This window comes from Halobacillus sp. ABD4_316 (genome assembly GCF_056161385.1).
In genome coordinates this window covers 273130-289355 of record NZ_JBSWZA010000002.1, presented here as the reverse complement: position 1 = coordinate 289355, position 16226 = coordinate 273130, and the positions used below count along the sequence as shown (strand labels likewise).

The 16226-nt window shown below is 48.2% G+C and carries 17 protein-coding genes; 7 read left to right on the top strand and 10 right to left on the bottom strand.

Annotated elements, in window-relative coordinates; all coding sequences use genetic code 11:
• Both ACXAJH_RS08545 and ku read right to left on the bottom strand, forming a co-directional pair.
• Positions 1-960, bottom strand: coding sequence for a pyridoxal-phosphate dependent enzyme (locus tag ACXAJH_RS08545; protein ID WP_474969937.1), 960 nt, complete (start codon positions 958-960; stop codon positions 1-3).
• Between the two features lie 143 nt (positions 961-1103).
• A complete protein-coding gene (gene ku, locus ACXAJH_RS08540) occupies positions 1104-1949 on the bottom strand; it encodes a non-homologous end joining protein Ku (RefSeq protein ID WP_474969938.1) in 846 nt (281 codons plus the stop codon).
• A 91-nt stretch (positions 1950-2040) separates the two neighbouring features.
• Here ku and ligD point away from each other — a divergent pair, with 91 nt between their 5' ends.
• The gene (gene ligD, locus ACXAJH_RS08535) at positions 2041-3801 is read left to right on the top strand and encodes a DNA ligase D (protein WP_474993627.1); all 1761 of its coding nucleotides are present in this window, start codon (positions 2041-2043) and stop codon (positions 3799-3801) included.
• 169 nt (positions 3802-3970) lie between these two features.
• Here ligD and ACXAJH_RS08530 read toward each other — a convergent pair whose 3' ends face one another.
• The 7 genes from ACXAJH_RS08530 to ACXAJH_RS08500 form a co-directional block, all read right to left on the bottom strand.
• A complete protein-coding gene (locus ACXAJH_RS08530) occupies positions 3971-5299 on the bottom strand; it encodes an MATE family efflux transporter (protein ID WP_474993625.1) in 1329 nt (442 codons plus the stop codon).
• Between the two features lie 60 nt (positions 5300-5359).
• Positions 5360-6199: a MerR family transcriptional regulator gene (locus tag ACXAJH_RS08525; protein WP_474969941.1), complete on the bottom strand. Its 840-nt coding sequence runs from the start codon at positions 6197-6199 to the stop codon at positions 5360-5362.
• A gap of 128 nt (positions 6200-6327) precedes the next feature.
• Entirely contained in the window at positions 6328-7881 is a 1554-nt protein-coding gene (locus tag ACXAJH_RS08520) for a fatty acid--CoA ligase (protein ID WP_474969942.1), read from the bottom strand.
• A 73-nt stretch (positions 7882-7954) separates the two neighbouring features.
• Positions 7955-8722, bottom strand: a complete 768-nt coding sequence (locus ACXAJH_RS08515) for a 3-hydroxyacyl-CoA dehydrogenase (protein WP_474969943.1) — start codon at positions 8720-8722, stop codon at positions 7955-7957.
• Positions 8719-9864 carry a thiolase family protein gene (locus ACXAJH_RS08510; protein WP_474993623.1) on the bottom strand — a complete coding sequence of 382 codons (1146 nt, stop codon included), beginning with the start codon at positions 9862-9864 and terminating at the stop codon, positions 8719-8721. The genes ACXAJH_RS08515 and ACXAJH_RS08510 overlap by 4 nt, the downstream gene beginning before the upstream one ends.
• Entirely contained in the window at positions 9857-11020 is a 1164-nt protein-coding gene (locus tag ACXAJH_RS08505) for an acyl-CoA dehydrogenase family protein (protein WP_474993621.1), read from the bottom strand. Before ACXAJH_RS08505 ends, ACXAJH_RS08510 begins: the two co-directional genes overlap by 8 nt.
• Before the next feature lie 142 nt (positions 11021-11162).
• Positions 11163-11903, bottom strand: a complete 741-nt coding sequence (locus tag ACXAJH_RS08500; protein ID WP_474969946.1) for a Cof-type HAD-IIB family hydrolase — start codon at positions 11901-11903, stop codon at positions 11163-11165.
• A gap of 139 nt (positions 11904-12042) precedes the next feature.
• Here ACXAJH_RS08500 and ACXAJH_RS08495 point away from each other — a divergent pair, with 139 nt between their 5' ends.
• Entirely contained in the window at positions 12043-12426 is a 384-nt protein-coding gene (locus ACXAJH_RS08495; protein ID WP_474969947.1) for a DUF302 domain-containing protein, read from the top strand.
• A 33-nt stretch (positions 12427-12459) separates the two neighbouring features.
• On the opposite strand, the gene ACXAJH_RS08490 is transcribed toward ACXAJH_RS08495, so the two are convergent.
• Positions 12460-13173, bottom strand: coding sequence for a DUF421 domain-containing protein (locus ACXAJH_RS08490; RefSeq protein ID WP_474993620.1), 714 nt, complete (start codon positions 13171-13173; stop codon positions 12460-12462).
• A 144-nt stretch (positions 13174-13317) separates the two neighbouring features.
• Between ACXAJH_RS08490 and ACXAJH_RS08485 the strand changes: the two genes are divergently transcribed.
• Genes ACXAJH_RS08485 through ACXAJH_RS08465 form a run of 5 tightly spaced genes read left to right on the top strand, consistent with a single transcriptional unit; the run spans position 13318 to position 16193 of the window.
• Positions 13318-13575 (top strand): metal-sensitive transcriptional regulator, encoded by a 258-nt coding sequence (locus ACXAJH_RS08485; RefSeq protein ID WP_474969949.1) that lies wholly within the window; start codon positions 13318-13320, stop codon positions 13573-13575.
• Between the two features lie 53 nt (positions 13576-13628).
• Positions 13629-14108 carry a DsrE/DsrF/DrsH-like family protein gene (locus tag ACXAJH_RS08480; RefSeq protein ID WP_474969950.1) on the top strand — a complete coding sequence of 160 codons (480 nt, stop codon included), beginning with the start codon at positions 13629-13631 and terminating at the stop codon, positions 14106-14108.
• 17 nt (positions 14109-14125) lie between these two features.
• Complete coding sequence (locus ACXAJH_RS08475; protein WP_474969951.1) at positions 14126-14422, top strand: rhodanese-like domain-containing protein; 297 nt, start codon at positions 14126-14128, stop codon at positions 14420-14422.
• A 34-nt stretch (positions 14423-14456) separates the two neighbouring features.
• A complete protein-coding gene (locus tag ACXAJH_RS08470) occupies positions 14457-15026 on the top strand; it encodes a sulfurtransferase TusA family protein (RefSeq protein WP_474993618.1) in 570 nt (189 codons plus the stop codon).
• Between the two features lie 36 nt (positions 15027-15062).
• Positions 15063-16193, top strand: coding sequence for an MBL fold metallo-hydrolase (locus tag ACXAJH_RS08465; protein WP_474993616.1), 1131 nt, complete (start codon positions 15063-15065; stop codon positions 16191-16193).
• The last annotated feature ends 33 nt before the right edge of the window (positions 16194-16226 follow it).

Sequence of the window (16226 nt, the reverse complement as noted above, 5' to 3'; positions counted from 1 at the left end):
TCAGTTGTCCATCCACGTTCGAACCGTATCTGTATCTACATTGTTTCCCGTAATGATCAAGACCACAGGCCCTTCCAAAATCGGCTGATCAAGGAGATAGCCGGCTCCAACAGCGGCTGCACCCTCTACGATAATTTTATGATGATCAAGGAGACTGTATAATCCCTCTTTAATACGGTCTTCCTGTAAAAGCACACCTTTATCCATCAACGACCGGGTCATAGAAAATGTATAACGGTTATCCTCACCAATGCCACCCAGCAGACTATCGGCCAGGGTATCCTCTTCTTCCAGCCTAACGACCGCCCCTTTTTTCAGACTGGCCTGCATGACGGCACTTCGTTCCATCGTCACCCCGGTGACTGAAACAGCAGGATCCATCTTTTTCAAAACGAATCCGATCCCGGATAAAAGGCCGCCTCCGGACAGCGGGATCACCACTTCTTTCAGTTCAGGAAGCTGTTCCATCAATTCAAGACCGATGGTTCCCTGTCCAGCAATCACCTCGGGGTCATCAAAGGGCTGGACGATCGTCATTCCATACTTAGATGCCAGCTCCCTGCAGCGAACAGCAGCTTCATCCTGACTGACCCCCGTCCGTTCGATATCCGCCCCCAGACGCTTCAGACGTCTAAGCTTCGCTTCTGGAACACGACGGGATAGGCAAACCGTACAAGGAATACCCATCTGCCGTGCTGCGTAGGCGGTGGCGATTCCATGATTTCCTGTAGAAAATGTTGTCACACCACGCTTTTTTTCATCTTCTGTTAAAGATAGCAGCTTGTTTGCCGCCCCCCTTATTTTAAAAGATCCTGTAGGATGGGATTGTTCCATTTTCAAGTAAACCGGCTGCCCTGAGCGGTCGGAGAAATACTCCGAATACACAAGCGGCGTCGGTTTCACGATGCTCCCGATACGTTTCCTCGCTTTCCACACATCTCTCAACAACAGCTGTTCCAAAGAATCCCCCCTGAAATAGATAAAAAATTCTGATTATTACTTATTATAGGGGATGGATTGATAGTCGGAAAAGGGGCAGAGAGGGGAATCTTTGTAAAACCCTCTAAAAAAAGCCCTCCCATGACGGGGAGGGCTTGATGTATTCAGGATGATTTCTTCTTTCCAGACGTCGTTGTTTTCGTTCGTGCTGCTTTGGTCTTGCGCTTTTTCGTGGGTCCTTTTGTCTTTTCAAGGGATTTTTCCAAGGCGTCCATCAGACTTGTAACGTTATCCGGAGCCGGTTTATCCTTCGCTGTTGTAATTTCTTCATTATTTTTCTTCGCTTCAATCAGTTCCATCAACGCTGTCCGGTAGTCATCTTTATATTTCCCAGCATCAAATTCGGTGGTCAGCTGGTCGATCAATGTAACAGCGGTACTCAGTTCTTTTTTACTTAAATCAGATTCTTCAGGGACATTCGGGACATCCTGGACACTCCGCACTTCATCAGGATAGTGGATGGTCTCCATGACTAAGGTGTTCTCATACACTCTTAAAACAGCCAGCTGCTCCTTCGAGCGGATGATGATTTTGGCAATCCCGATTTTACCGGTATCCCCGAGTGCCTGACGCAGAAGGCTGTAGGCCTTGGCCCCGCCTTCGTTTGGAGAGATGAAATAGCTCCGTTCAAAGTATATCGGATCGATCTCCTCCAGTTTTACAAAATCGAGGATTTCCACCGCTTTATCGTCTTGTTCCTTTTTCAGCTGCTCTAAATCCTCGTTGTCCAGTACAACAAACTTATTTTTCGCATACTCGTAGGCCTTAACGATTTCTTCACTTTCGATTTCTCTGTCACAGACAGGACAGCTCTTTTCATATTCCACCGGCGAATGACACTCTTTATGCAGCTGCCTCAGCTTAATATCCTTATTTTCTGTAGCAGCATGCAGTTTCACAGGAATGTTGACCAGACCGAAACTGATGGTTCCTTTCCACATGGTGTGCATAGTGATGGCTCCTTTTTTCTTAGCTTTTGCGTTCAAAGTGAAAATATGTTCCATCCTGAAAGGACAACCTAAGGGAAAAAGGAGGAAACGTATGAAACGCCCGATGCTGCTTACCCCGTCCGACGATCTCCCTGAAGGCGAGGAGTGGATGTATGAACCAAAATATGATGGCTTCCGTGCATTCCTCGAATGTACATCTGAAGGCATCCGCCTGATCAGCCGGAACGGGAAGGATTTAACAAATAAATTCCCTGAAATCAGTGAAGCCGTCCCTCCTCCGCATACAAGTCCCTTTATTCTGGACGGGGAAATTGTCATTCTGAATACAGCTTTTCAAGCCAATTTCGACCTTCTCCAAAAGCGGGGACGTTTAAGAAAGACAGCGAACATTCGAAAAGCAGCGGCGGAGCGGCCTGCCTTATTTGCAGCTTTTGATTTCGTTCAGGAAAAAATTCCGTTAAAAGAAAGAAAACAACGGCTGACGGAACTCCTTGCCAAGTGGGAACACCCACGAATTGAAATGGTGGCCGTTTATCAACATGTGGATAAGCTGAAAGACATCATCCACCTGCACTTTGGTGAAGGAATCATCGCCAAACGGAGCACCAGCACCTATCAATTCGGAGAAAGGACCCGGCACTGGCTGAAGTGGAAGCAGTGGAAAACAGCATCCGTATTCCTCACCCGCTTCGACCCGGGCAATGGATATGTGGATACAGGTGTGTATAACGAGGGGCAGATTCGAAAAGCTGGACGCTTCAAACATGGTCTTCCACATGATGAAGCTGCCACTCTTCGTCAATTTTTTAAGGAGAAAGGGAAAAAAGAAAAGAACAAGTGGACACTCCCGCCGAGCGTCTGTGCTGACATCCACTGCTTAGGAGCAGAAAGTGGAGAGTTCCGGGAACCGATGTTTCACCGTTTCCGTTTCGATCACACACCAGAAGAATGTACATCAAGGAAGATGACGTGGGATTTAAGTTTGTTCCCCGGCCGTTTTGAGCCGACCAGCCTTGAAAAAGAGCTGTTCCCAGGTGTGACCAAGCGGGACTATCTTCTGTACACCCGTCATATCGCTCCTTATATGCTGCCTTTCATGAAAGAAAAGAAATTGACCGTGATTCGCTTTCCTGACGGCATTCATAACGAATCCTTCTTCCAGAAACACCGGCCGGATTATGCACCGGATACACTGAAACTGTGGATGGAAAAAGGAGAGCCCTATATGATCTGCGAAGAACTTCATGGTCTTCTCTGGCTGGCGAATCAGGGAGCCGTAGAATTCCATCTTCCTTTTGAAAAAGCAGGCGGTGTTCACCCGGATGAAATCATTCTTGATCTGGATCCTCCAGAAAAAGAGGCTTTCCCTCTCTGCCTCACAGCCGCTCTTCTCTGCCGGAAATGGCTGGATGAGCTGGGCATGATCAGCTTCATTAAACTATCAGGAAGCAAAGGGATGCAGCTTCACATCCCGTTCCAAGAGGGAGATCTTACTTATGAAGAAACGCGGGCCATCACAAAGACATTAGCCCGGCTCCTCGTTGAGACAAAACCGGATCTTTTCACTGTGGAACGATTGAAAAGAAAGCGTAAAGACAGACTGTACATCGATTATGTCCAGCATGGGGAAGGGAAGACGATCATCGCTCCCTATTCTGTACGGGCGAAGGACGGCGCTCCGATTGCCGCCCCTTTGCACTGGGAGGACGTACAGGATGGACTGGACCCCCGGTCATTCACGGTGGAGAACATGCTTGAAAGGCTCCAAAAAAGAGGGGATCCTTTTCAGGACTATGAAAAAGCCAGAGCCCTCCAACCGATGGATCAGATTCAAGCCCTGCTCGACTATTGATGTCGGATATTGCCCGGGAAATAGGAAAATACACCATTCTTCTTTCATACAGACGGATGTCGAGGTTCCATTTTTTATGTAGAGGTGTTGGAAAAAGGAGAAATCCAGCGGTCGATTCTCCTTTTTCCCAACCTTCCCGCAAGCCTCAGGTGCCTTCATGACTTATAATTCAAGCTTTTAACACCTGTTTCCGGGTTATGACAGCAAGCAGAACAGCGACGAACATTTCCGCAAGAGGCAGAGACAGCCATACCCCTGCAGCTCCAAACCAATTTGGAAGCAGCCATAAAAGCGGAAGGATGAATACAAAGCTCCGCAGAGCAATAATCGTTGTCGAAGGGCGTATCTGACCTACGGACTGGAAATAGGTCATATAAACGAAGTTGAAGCCTAAAAACAAGTACCCGGTAAAGAACAGCCGGATGCCGTTCACCGCAAGATCCGTGACATCTTTGGACTCCACTCCAAACAAGGAAACAAGAGGACGGGCAGCTAAAACTCCTATGATTAGCAGCACGATGCCGAGACCTGCAGCTGTCCGTTCACCTATCCTCACTGAATCCTTGATGGCAGCCTTGCTCCCAGCTCCATGGTAATAACTGATCATCGGCTGGAGGGCCGATTCAATACCGAAAAAGGATAAGAACATAAAGCCGTGCAGGTAATTCACTACTGAAAAAGCGGCGACGCCTTCCGTTCCAAGTAACTCCCCGATCGCTATATTATATCCAGCGACAAATACAAGCGTCCCCGCCTCTGCAAGAAAGCTCGGAAAACCGATGGTCATAACTTCTCCAAGAAGCTTCCATGACCATAGAAAAACCGGTTTTCGCAGATAAGTATTTTCCTTGAAAAAGTGAAGCAGCAGCACAACCAGACCTGCCACACTGGCAAGCACGGTCGCCAGTGCCGCTCCAAACACCCCTTTTTCCAAAATGAAAATCATATAATAGTTCAAACCAATGTTCACGATGGCAGTTACCCCAAGCGCCACCATAGAGAGGGTAGGACTTCCATCGTTCCGGACGAAGATACTGAGGAGCTGCTGAAGGGCAATCAACCACCCCAGCAGAAATAAAACCGTTAAATAGTCCACGGTAGGAGCGAACGTATCCGCATTGGCCCCGAGCCAATAAGCGATTGGCTCAATGAAAAAGTATCCGGCTGTTCCGATTACAGCCAGTATAACGAGAGAAGACGCAGTGGAAAGCGAAAAGACACTCCGCGCTTTGTCAGGCTCTCCACGGCCGATATGCATGGAATAAATCGTCCCTCCTCCGATTCCGATCCAGAGGGAAATGGAGAAGATCAATGAGAAAACCGGCATAGCAAGATTGACACCAGCCAGTCCTTCTTCGCCTACACCGCGTCCTACGAATATGCCATCGATCAGGATGTTGATCGACATCAGCATCATCCCGAACAACGCCGGGAAGAAATATTGAAAGAATACCTGTCTTACTGGTTTGGTTCTCAACGTCTCATGTGTTCCACTCATCTTTATGACCTCCTGCATCTGTTTGCAAGAGAAAGTATAAACCTTAAAGTGACTTTAAGGTCAATCCTTTTCTGTTACAGGAATTTGAATCCAAGTAACATAGGCAGATGAATCGTTGGTTACCGATTCATCAAGAACCGCCACTTCCAGAGGTGTCCCTGATATCTGCCTTCCATCCTCCTTCAAGTGATCCAGCATCACGGCATAACTGTCTTTAATCGTCTCATAAGGCCCCCGGTGGGGGTAGCAGGCATATGTCCCTTCAGGAAGGCTGGGACTCGCCGGTGTTTCCTTGTCTTTTGCTAAAAATATGAACACAGCGAAATATTTCGCAGGTCCTTCTCCATGAAGACTGTCCATGTCGACCATCGTCCCCATATCCCCTGTGAAAAATCCATCATAACCGCCTCCAGCAGATGCGAGTTCTTCCAGATCCTGAAGAAAAATGGCGTCTGATGCTACAAAAAGATCCACCGGTTGATCATTATACAAATACGTAATCGGGCGCTCAGGAAAATAACGATAGACGAAAGAAGGCGACCGGCGGAGCGCAAGCCCCTCATCAATGGTCTCAATTTTGCTTTGAATCATTGCGGAAACCTTCTTCAGCCTTACCATTTCATTATCGATTTCCCTTTGTTTGCTCTCCAGCAGCTCTTTTGTATTTTCAGCTGTCCGGTTTGCCAGCTGGTGGTGGATATCATCGATGGAAAAGCCGTTCTTCTTTAGAAATATGATCGTATCCAATACGACAAACTGTTCAAAGTTATAATAGCGGTATTGTGTTTCCGGATCCACATACCCCGGACGAAACAGCCCGATTTGATCGTAATACCTTAACGTAGAAGCAGAAATCTGAAATAACCGGGCCATTTCCCCGATACGAAAGCGCCGCTTCATAAGTATCTCTCCTCCCTTTCATCTATCCCCCTATCCTATATCATATCCTAAACCGATCGCACGGATCTCTGGGCTGGATTTTTCCATTAGAAAAGGGTGCCTTGATCAGGGGCACCCTTTTCTTTCTGCTATTCTGTTACCTTTTCCACGGTTTCCCTCAGTTTGAATTTTTGAAGCTTCCCACTGGCATTCCGCGGCAGTTCGTCCACAAATTCATAGCGTCTCGGCCTTTTATAGCGGGCCAGCTGCCCACTTGAAATACAGAATTCATCGAGCTCCTTCTCCGATAGTCCGGGGTCTTTTCTGACGATATAAGCGGCGACCCGCTCTCCCCAAAGCTGATCCGGCTCACCGATAACAGCGGCATCCAGGACACCCGGATGTGCGAATAAGCAGTCCTCCACTTCCCGCGAGTAGATGTTCTCCCCGCCGGATAGAATCATATCCTTCACCCGGTCACTCACCCACAAATAGCCGTCTTCATCAAAGGAGCCGATATCCCCGGTGTGGTACCAGCCTTTATACAACGCTTCCTTCGTCGCTTCCGGGTTGTTGTAGTATTCCTTCATCATACTCGGCCCCCTCACGATAATTTCCCCGAGTTCCTGAGGCTTACAAATTTCATTGGGCTCCGCAGGACCGTGTTCATTCGTCCGTACGACCCGTATGTCATGATGGAAAATCGGCCTTCCCGCCGATCCGGCTTTCTCGATCTGCTCGTGGTCGAACAACGCCGTAATCGCCGGTCCCATTTCAGTCATCCCGTACGCCTGGACCAGTTCCACCCCGAGCACTTCATGCAGTCTTAAAGTAAGCGCTGGAGCCATTGGTGCGCCGCCATACAGCCCTTGACGCAGTGTTGAAAAGTCCTCATGGGAGAAGTCTTCCTGCAGCAGCATATTCCACATTGTCGGTGCAGCGAAGAACGTTGTAATCTGTTCCTCTCTTACGGTCTTGATCACTGCCGGGGCATCAAAATGATGGAGAAGAACATTGGATGCACCAATCATAACTCGTGGGAAAAAGGCACAGTGCAGTTCCGCGCAGTGGAAGATAGGTGCCGCGGTCAGCCCTCTGTCTTCTTCCTGCAGACGCATGGAAGCCGCTATAATGAGCGCCTGGTCCACCATATCCCTGTGGGTATGAATGACTCCTTTCGGCAGACCGGTCGTCCCTGATGTATACATGATTGCGTAAGGGTCATCCTCCTGGACCTCACAGACAGGGGGGCGCTCCAGGACTTGTTCCATACGATCGTAATAATGAGAGGCAAAAGAAAAGGCTTCATCAATCGACCAGAACTCCACTCCCGGCATCCCACCAGCCACTTTTTCCACTTGAGGGGCCGTCGCTTTTTCAAACAGGACAACTTTCGGACCGGCATCCTGCAAAATAAAGCGGATCTCTTTTTCTGTAAGTCGGAAGTTGATCGGGTTGAATACAGCACCGATTTTCATGCAGGCAAACAAAACCGTGGCGAATTCTGCTGTGTTGTACAGGACGGTTGATACTTTATCCCCCTTCTCCACACCGGAAGCAGAAAGCGCTGCGGCTGTCCTGTCCACTTCATCCTCCCACTCCTTGAACGTCCACCGCACTCCAAGCCGAACATCTACAAGGCCTTCTTTATCCGGATACTTCGCAGCAGTCTGCTCAAACATGCTCTTTAATGTTGGTCCCATTTTCATCGACTCCTTTTCGTTTTTACCAGTGGCTTTTCTGCCGGTTCAACAAGAAATCCAGGACACGGAAGGATTATTTCGGCTGCATCCGTATGGCTCCGTCCAGGCGGATCACCTCCCCATTCAACATAGAATTTTCTATGATGCTTACAACCAGATTGGCAAATTCATAAGGTTTTCCCAGCCGCTTCGGAAATGGTGTCATTTGACCAAGAGCTTCTCTTGCTTGTTCCGGAAGACGGTCAAACATCGGCGTTTCAAAAAGTCCGGGTGCAATGGCCATCACACGGATACCCCAGCGGGCCAGCTCTCTGGAAACTGGAAGCGTCAGCCCGGCTACGCCTGCTTTTGAGGCACTGTAGGCCGCCTGACCAATCTGGCCTTCAAAAGCAGCGACAGAAGAAGTATTGATGATGACGCCTCGTTCCCCGTCCTCAACAGCTTCATTATTCTGCATAACTTCAGCAGACAGGCGGATAACATTAAAGGTGCCTGTCAAATTGACCTGGATCACCCTTTGGAACGAATCCAGCGAGTGGGGTCCCTCTCTGCCTGTTACTTTTTCAGCCGTGACAATACCGGCACAGTTGATAACCGCCTGAATGCCCCCAAACACATCCACACCCTTCTCTAAAGCCTGTTGGACTTCTGTCTCAGATGTTACATCCGTCTGGATAAAAAGCGACCGGCTCCCAAGTTCGCGGGCAAGAGCCTTTCCGTTCTCTTCATTCTGATCGACCATCACGACACAGCCGCCCTGCCGGATGATCTTCCGGGCAGCGGCCTCTCCAAGGCCAGAAGCTCCGCCTGTGATGAACGCTGTCACACCTGAGACATTCATGAGTGTCCTCCCACTCTTTCCACCACTGTGGCATTAGCCATGCCGTGTCCTTCACACACAGCGAGCAGTCCGTAACGCTTCTCCGTCCGTTCTAATTCGTGAACCAAGCTGGTCATCAATTTGGCTCCGGTAGCCCCGAGCGGGTGGCCTAAAGCGATCGCTCCACCGTTCCTATTCAATTTCTGATGAGATACTCCGGTCTCTTTCATCCAGAACATAGGGACGGGCGCAAAGGCTTCATTCACCTCAAACACATCCACATCCTTTATTCTCAAACCGGCTTTTTTCAACACCTGCCAGGTTGCTGGAACCGGCCCCGTCAACATGAGCGTTGGATCTGATCCCACCACTGCACGGGCAAGGACTTTTGCTTTTGGAGTCAGTCCGAACTGTTCCGCTTTATCTTTCGACATCAGCAGGATAGCTGCCGCGCCGTCACTAATTTGGCTGGCATTCCCTGCTGTAATGCAGCCGCCTTCCTGAAAAGCCGGCGTCAGGGTGGATAAAGTTTCCACAGATGTACCTGGTCTGGGTCCCTCATCCACTTCAACCCGTCCAGCCTCTGTTTCCACAGCCATGATCTCCTTATGAAAATGCCCTGCCTGGATAGCTGCCAAAGCCCGGTGATGGCTTTCTGCTGCATAAGCATCCAGCTCTTCCCTCGTAAGCTTCCATTGTTCGGCGATTCTTTCCGCTGATACCCCTTGATTGATCATGTCAAAGCGCTCCGTCAGCATCTCGTTGAAGGAAACGCCTTTCATGTTTGAAAACATCGGGACGCGGGACATGCTTTCAACACCACAGGCAATGACGACATCCATGTCACCGGATGCAATCGCCTGTGCACCGAAATGAACGGCCTGCTGGCTGGAGCCGCACTGACGGTCAAGGGTTACCCCTGGAACTTCAACAGGAAATCCGGCCGTTAAGGCTGCAATTCTGGCAATGTCACCGGCCTGCTCCCCCACCTGTGACACACAACCTGCAATCACATCCTCCACGGTTCCCTTTGGAATACCGGCTCTTTCTACGACCTCATTCAAAACGCCGGCCAGAAGCAGATCCGGGCGGATAGAACTTAGCACGCCATTCCTTTTCCCTACAGGCGTTCGAACCGCTTCAACAATTACGACTTCATTCATGCTTTGATCCTCCCAATCCCATCTTCTTCGCAATAATGGTTTTCATGATTTCATTGGAACCTGCATAGACAGCCGTTACAGGGGCATCACGAAACCTCCTGGCAATCTCATACTCTTCCATATATCCATAGCCGCCGTGGAGCTGCATGCACTCCAGGGCTGTCTTTTTCACGAGTTCTGTCGTCCACCATTTGGACATCGATACTTCCTTTACAACGTCTTCTCCCTGCATATGAGCTTCAATCGTCCGGTTCAGGAAAGTGCGGCCGATTTCAATTTCTGTATGAAGCTCAGCCAGTTTGAACTGAGTATTTTGAAACGAAGCGATGGACCTTCCGAAAGCTTGACGCTGGGTGACGTAATCCACGGTTATTTCCAACATCCGTTCGCAGGCCGCAACAGCTCCGATGCCTACAATCAGCCGCTCCTGCTGCAGCTGATTCATCAAATAATAAAATCCCTCTCCCTCTTTTCCCAGCAGCTGGGAGGAAGGGACGATGGCATCCTCAAAAATCAATTCCGCAGTATCCTGGCTGTGCAGTCCGACTTTTTCAAGTTTCCTTCCCCTTGAAAAACCGTGTGTCCCCCGCTCGACAACGAACAGGCTGATCCCTTTATGCGGCGGGGAAGCATGAGGATCTGTCTTACAGACGACGACAATTAAATCCGCATGAATCGCATTCGTAATAAATGTCTTTTCTCCATTCATGACATACGTATCATTTTTCTTTACTGCTGTTGTACGAATGGCAGCAAGGTCCGACCCCGCTCCCGGTTCCGTCATGGCAACAGCCGTGATCACCTCTCCTGTCACACATTTCGGAAGCCACCTTGCCTTCTGCTCTTCCGTACCATAGGCTTCCAGATAAGGAACGACAATGTCATTGTGAAGGCCGATCCCAATCAAACCGGTTCCTACTTTTTCAAGCTCCTCATTAATGATGACAGAGTAACCGAAATCTGCCTCCATCCCGCCATAGGTTTCACTAAGCCATGGACACAAATAGCCCTGCTCCCCGAGTTTTCTCCAAAAGGACCGGGGCACTTCCCCCTTTTCCTCCCATTCTTTGTAATAGGGGACAGCTTCCTTTTTTAAAAATTTATTAAAGGAATCCCGGAGCATTTCATGTTCTTCTGTTATGTATCCCGCTTTCATGTCCACCCTCCCCGCCTTTACTAAGCACCTATTTCTCCTCTCTTCCTCGTTTTTCCTGCCCTTAACGGAAAACGCTTACAAAAAATTGTTTTTCTGCATCGAATGACAAAAAAACCAGCCCTTGCCGGACTGGTTTTGTTCGTTATTCTATAACTTTTTTAATCGCTGCGGCTACGCCGTCCTCGCTGTTTGATTTCGTTACAAAAGAGGCTTCATCTTTGACAATCTGCTGTGCATTGCCCATCGCTACACCAAGACCCGCTTCCCGGATCATGGCTATATCATTCATGCTGTCGCCGACAGCCATGACATTCTTCATATCAAGATCCAGCCACCGGCACACTTTCAACAGGGCAGCTGCCTTGTTCACGCCTACGGGATTCACCTCAATATTGGTAGGACTTGAATTCGTCACTTCCAACGCATCATTAGCCTGAAGCTCATCCAGGATCACTTGACGGACCTCATCATCTTCGATATCGAAACCGAATTTGAGCCAGTCGTAGTCTTCAATTTCATTATCAAAAGGGTTCTGCGTATTATACAGCCCCTGGACTGTTGATGACCAGAAATAAAGGCCGTGTTCCTGTTTCATTTCCCACAAACGGTTCACATGGCTGTGATCGAGTTTCGTCTGATCCACCAGTTCGTAATCATGATTATAAATCTCTCCACCATTAATGGTGACGATGTACGACGAACGGCCAAGCGCTTCAGAAATATGCCGGCACCGGGAAAGGGAGCGTCCCGTGCTCAGGACCACATGGATCCCCTTCTCCTTCGCCTCTTTCACAGCAGCAGCGTTGGCTTCTGACACCTCTCCTGCGTGATTCACTAACGTACCATCAAGGTCAAGAGCTATTAATTTGATATCTTCTGTCATTCCAGTCACGTCCTCTCTTTATCCACACTCCATTTTAATATAAGGACGGCCCTCTTACAATTCACACCTTTCCAATCCTCCATGATTAACAACATACCACAATGGGTATGGTAAAGAAGAATTCATAAGGAGGGAGAACATGTTTCATTATACGGTTGAAACAGAAAAAAGCGTAGAGCAGGCCGTTGAAAGCCTGGAAGCGAATTTGAAAGAGGAACAGTTCGGTGTCCTATGGAATTTTGACCTGAAGGGAAAATTGAACGAGAAAGGCTTGGATTTTGAGGACGATTTCCGGGTTCTTGAAGTGTGCAATCCAAAAGAAGCCCAGCGTGTCCTGGAACAGAACAAAATGGCTGGATACTTCCTGCCTTGTAAAATGGTTGTTTATAAAGAGCAGCAGCAAACAAGGATCGGAATGCCCAAACCATCCTCCCTTACACAAATGGTGAATGACGACCAAATTCTTGCCATGGCTGAAGATATTGAATCACGTTTGATCCGCTGTATGGACAAATCGATATAAGGGTGAAAAGAGCTGCCTCGTGGCAGCTCTTTTTTAATGGTTCAGCGGAGGCAGATTGTCTGGAGGATTCCCTTTTAACGAGTAATGAAATTCCCCTTCACTTGTTATAGCTCCGAAGAAAACATCTGTTACCTGATGATCTCCAAGCGCTGATTCCAGCCACGCACGGTCACGCCCCATCCTCTGGAGGATATCAAGCTGGAGGGTTCCATCAAGAATGACGGGGATATCATACCCCCCTCCCCTTAAAGGCATCTGGAATTCCTCACGTGTGGGCGGTTCTTTTTCAGGCACTAATTTCACAGATAACTGGCCGTTGGCCTCCACGATTCCGAGATCCACCTGAGTGAGATCGAAAACCTGCTGTTCGCGAAGCATTTGAGTGATGTTATCAATGGAATAGCGGATCTGCTGGAGGTTTTTCTCCACCATTTTTCCTTCATATACGACAATGGTCGGTTCAAATGTCAGCAGTCTGCCCAGCTTCCTGTTTTTCAGCTTCACCGTAACAATGAATTTCTGGAGCAGGGCTATAACAATAATGGCAGCAACCGTATGTATATGATCGATATCAGGATCCGCGATATCTGCGCCAACGACAGAACCTAACACAAGCACGACGAGAAAATCAAAGACCGGCAGTTCCCCGATCGACCGTTTCCCCATGAAAATACCAACCCCGAGCATCAGCGGGAGAATCGTAACAATCCGAAGGACGACAATGAACAGGTCTTTCCATAAATCCATGGACCCTCACCTCCTTTCCTAGCTTCACCCTTCCTTCTCGTCCTATCCATTCATTCAAACGAAGGTGTTGACATTATACCTATAGGGGTATATGATATGTCATGTACTGTTCAACAGCAAACATCTTCACAAGGAGGGGAAAACATGGAATATAATGACGCCATGAAGAACAGAGTCAAGCGTCTCGAAGGCCAGCTGCGTGGTGTATTGAAGATGATGGAAGAAAATAAAGACTGTAAAGATGTCATTACGCAGCTTTCTGCTTCGCGGAGTGCCATTGACCGAGCGATTGGACTTGTGGTAAGTTCCAACCTTGTGGAGTGCATCCAGGAAGCAGATCAACAGGAAGATAAAGAAGCCTCCATTAATGAGGCCGTTCAACTGCTCGTCAAAAGCAGATAAATTTTTAGATTTTAATATACCCTAGGGTGTATTAATTCAAGGAGGATATAACATTGTCTGAGACAAAAAAGACGAATATCATTTTATTCAGCGGGGATTATGATAAGGCAATGGCTGCCTACATCATTGCCAACGGAGCAGCAGCTTATGATCATGAAGTCACCATTTTCCACACGTTCTGGGGATTGAACGCTTTACGTAAAGATGAACCCATCCAATTGAAAAAAGGGTTTATGGAGAAAATGTTCGGCCGGATGATGCCTAGAGGTGTAAATAAAATGGGCATTTCTAAAATGAACTTTGCCGGATTTGGACCGAAGATGATCAAAGACGTCATGAAAAAGCATAACGTTATGCCACTGCCGGATTTGATCGACATGGCCCAGGAACAAGATGTGAACCTTGTAGCCTGCACGATGACTATGGACCTTTTAGGTCTGCAGAAAGAAGAACTGTTGGATGACATTCAATATGCCGGCGTAGCCGCCTATCTCGCTGATGCTGAAGACGGCGCTGTAAACCTGTTTATATAATCGAGGAGGAATCAAGAATGAAGACATTGACGGCAAAAGAAGTAGAACAAAAGCTGAATGAAGGAAAAACATTAAATATTGTGGATGTTCGCGAAGATGAAGAAGTCGCTGAAGGTATGATTCCAGGTGCTAAACACATTCCGCTGGGATCCATTGCAGACCGCGCAGATGAACTTGATAAAGAAAAACCTTATCTTATGGTCTGCCGTTCAGGTGGACGCAGCGGCCGTGCCAGCGAGATCCTTGAAGATAAAGGATTTGATATCACGAACATGGAAGGCGGCATGATGAGCTGGGAAGGACCGACGAAATAACCAAGTGACCCTTATGGGTAGAGGAGGAATTGCAATGGAATTGAAAACAGATGTAACACTGGACGCTAAAGGATTAGCCTGCCCGATGCCGATCGTGAAGACGAAAAAATCGATGAAAAACATGGAATCCGGACAGGTACTTGAAGTCCAGGCCACTGATAAAGGATCAACGGCAGATCTGCAGGCATGGACGAAGAGTGCCGGTCACCAGTACCTGGGTACCATTGAAGAAGACGGAATCCTCAAACACTATGTACGCAAATCAAATGATGAAGAAACAGCAGAGAAAAAGCACCCGGATGTCGTGAACAACGAAGAACTGGATGCTGTTCGCTCAAATCCTGAATCCATCATTGTTGATGTTCGCGAAACAGCAGAATATGCCTTCCACCACATCCCTGAGGCCATTTCTATTCCTTTGGGTGAAATCGACGATCGTGGTGATGAACTCGATCAGAGTAAAACGGTCTATGTCGTGTGCCGCACAGGCAGCCGAAGCGATCTGGCCGCACAAAAGCTTGCCGATAAAGGGTTTCCTGCTGTTTATAACGTAGTTCCCGGGATGAGCGGCTGGAACGGCGAAATGAAATCACTGAATCAATAATTTTTTGACTGAAATAATACCCAAGGGGGTAAGTATATGACAATGAAAAATATGTCGATCCAAGACATTGCTCATAAAGTCCTGAATAACGAAGAGCTGTTCCTTTTGGATGTCCGCACAGAAGATGCCCATCAGGACTGGAAAATCGAAAGTGAGCATTTTTCTTATTTAAACGTTCCCTATTTTGATTTGCTGGACGGTGTCGATGAAATTATAGGACAGCTGCCAAAAGATCAACCGATTGCTGTCGTTTGTGCCAAAGGTGGTTCTTCACAAATGGTTGCAGAGATGCTTGTTGAAGAAGGAATGACAGATGTTTATTCAGTGGAAGGCGGTATGAAAGCCTGGAGTGAGCATCTCGAGCCAAGGAAAGTCAGTGATCTGAAGGACGGCGGTGAACTGTATCAGTTCGTCCGTCTCGGAAAAGGATGTCTTTCCTATATGGTCACATCCGGAGGCGAAGCAGCCATCATTGATGCAGTAAGAATGACCGAAGCCTACACGGATTTTGCTGAGAAACTCGGAGTAACGATTACGAATGTCTTTGATACCCATCTTCATGCAGACCACATTTCAGGCGGTCGTAAGCTTGCAGAGGAAACAGGAGCTGTTTACTGGCTGCCACCGGAAGATGCCGGTGAAGTTGTCTTCAACTATCAGCCTCTAAGGGATGCCGATCACGTAAAGATCGGTCATTCGAACATTGATATTCATGCGTTGTACTCACCAGGACACACAATCGGATCCACTTCTTTTGTCGTGGACGATACGTTTCTGATGACGGGAGATATTCTATTCATCGATTCCATCGGCCGTCCTGACCTGGCTGGAAAAGCAGAGGACTGGGTAGGGGACCTGCGCGAAACCCTTTATACACGCTATAAGGAACTCTCTAATGAACTCGTCGTCCTCCCCGCCCACTTTATGATGATGAAAGAATTGAACGAAGACGGCACGGTAGCAGAGAAACTTGGAACTCTGTTTTCCCGGAACCACGGCTTGAATATATCCGATGAAGGTGAATTCCGCCGTATGGTTACAGAAAACCTGCCACCACAGCCAAACGCCTATCAACAGATCCGTGAAACGAATATGGGCAGAATCAGCCCTGACCACGAAGAGCAGCGGGAAATGGAGATTGGTCCAAACCGCTGTGCTGTAAGATAAACCATTCTGACATGCGTCCGTCCACTACGGACG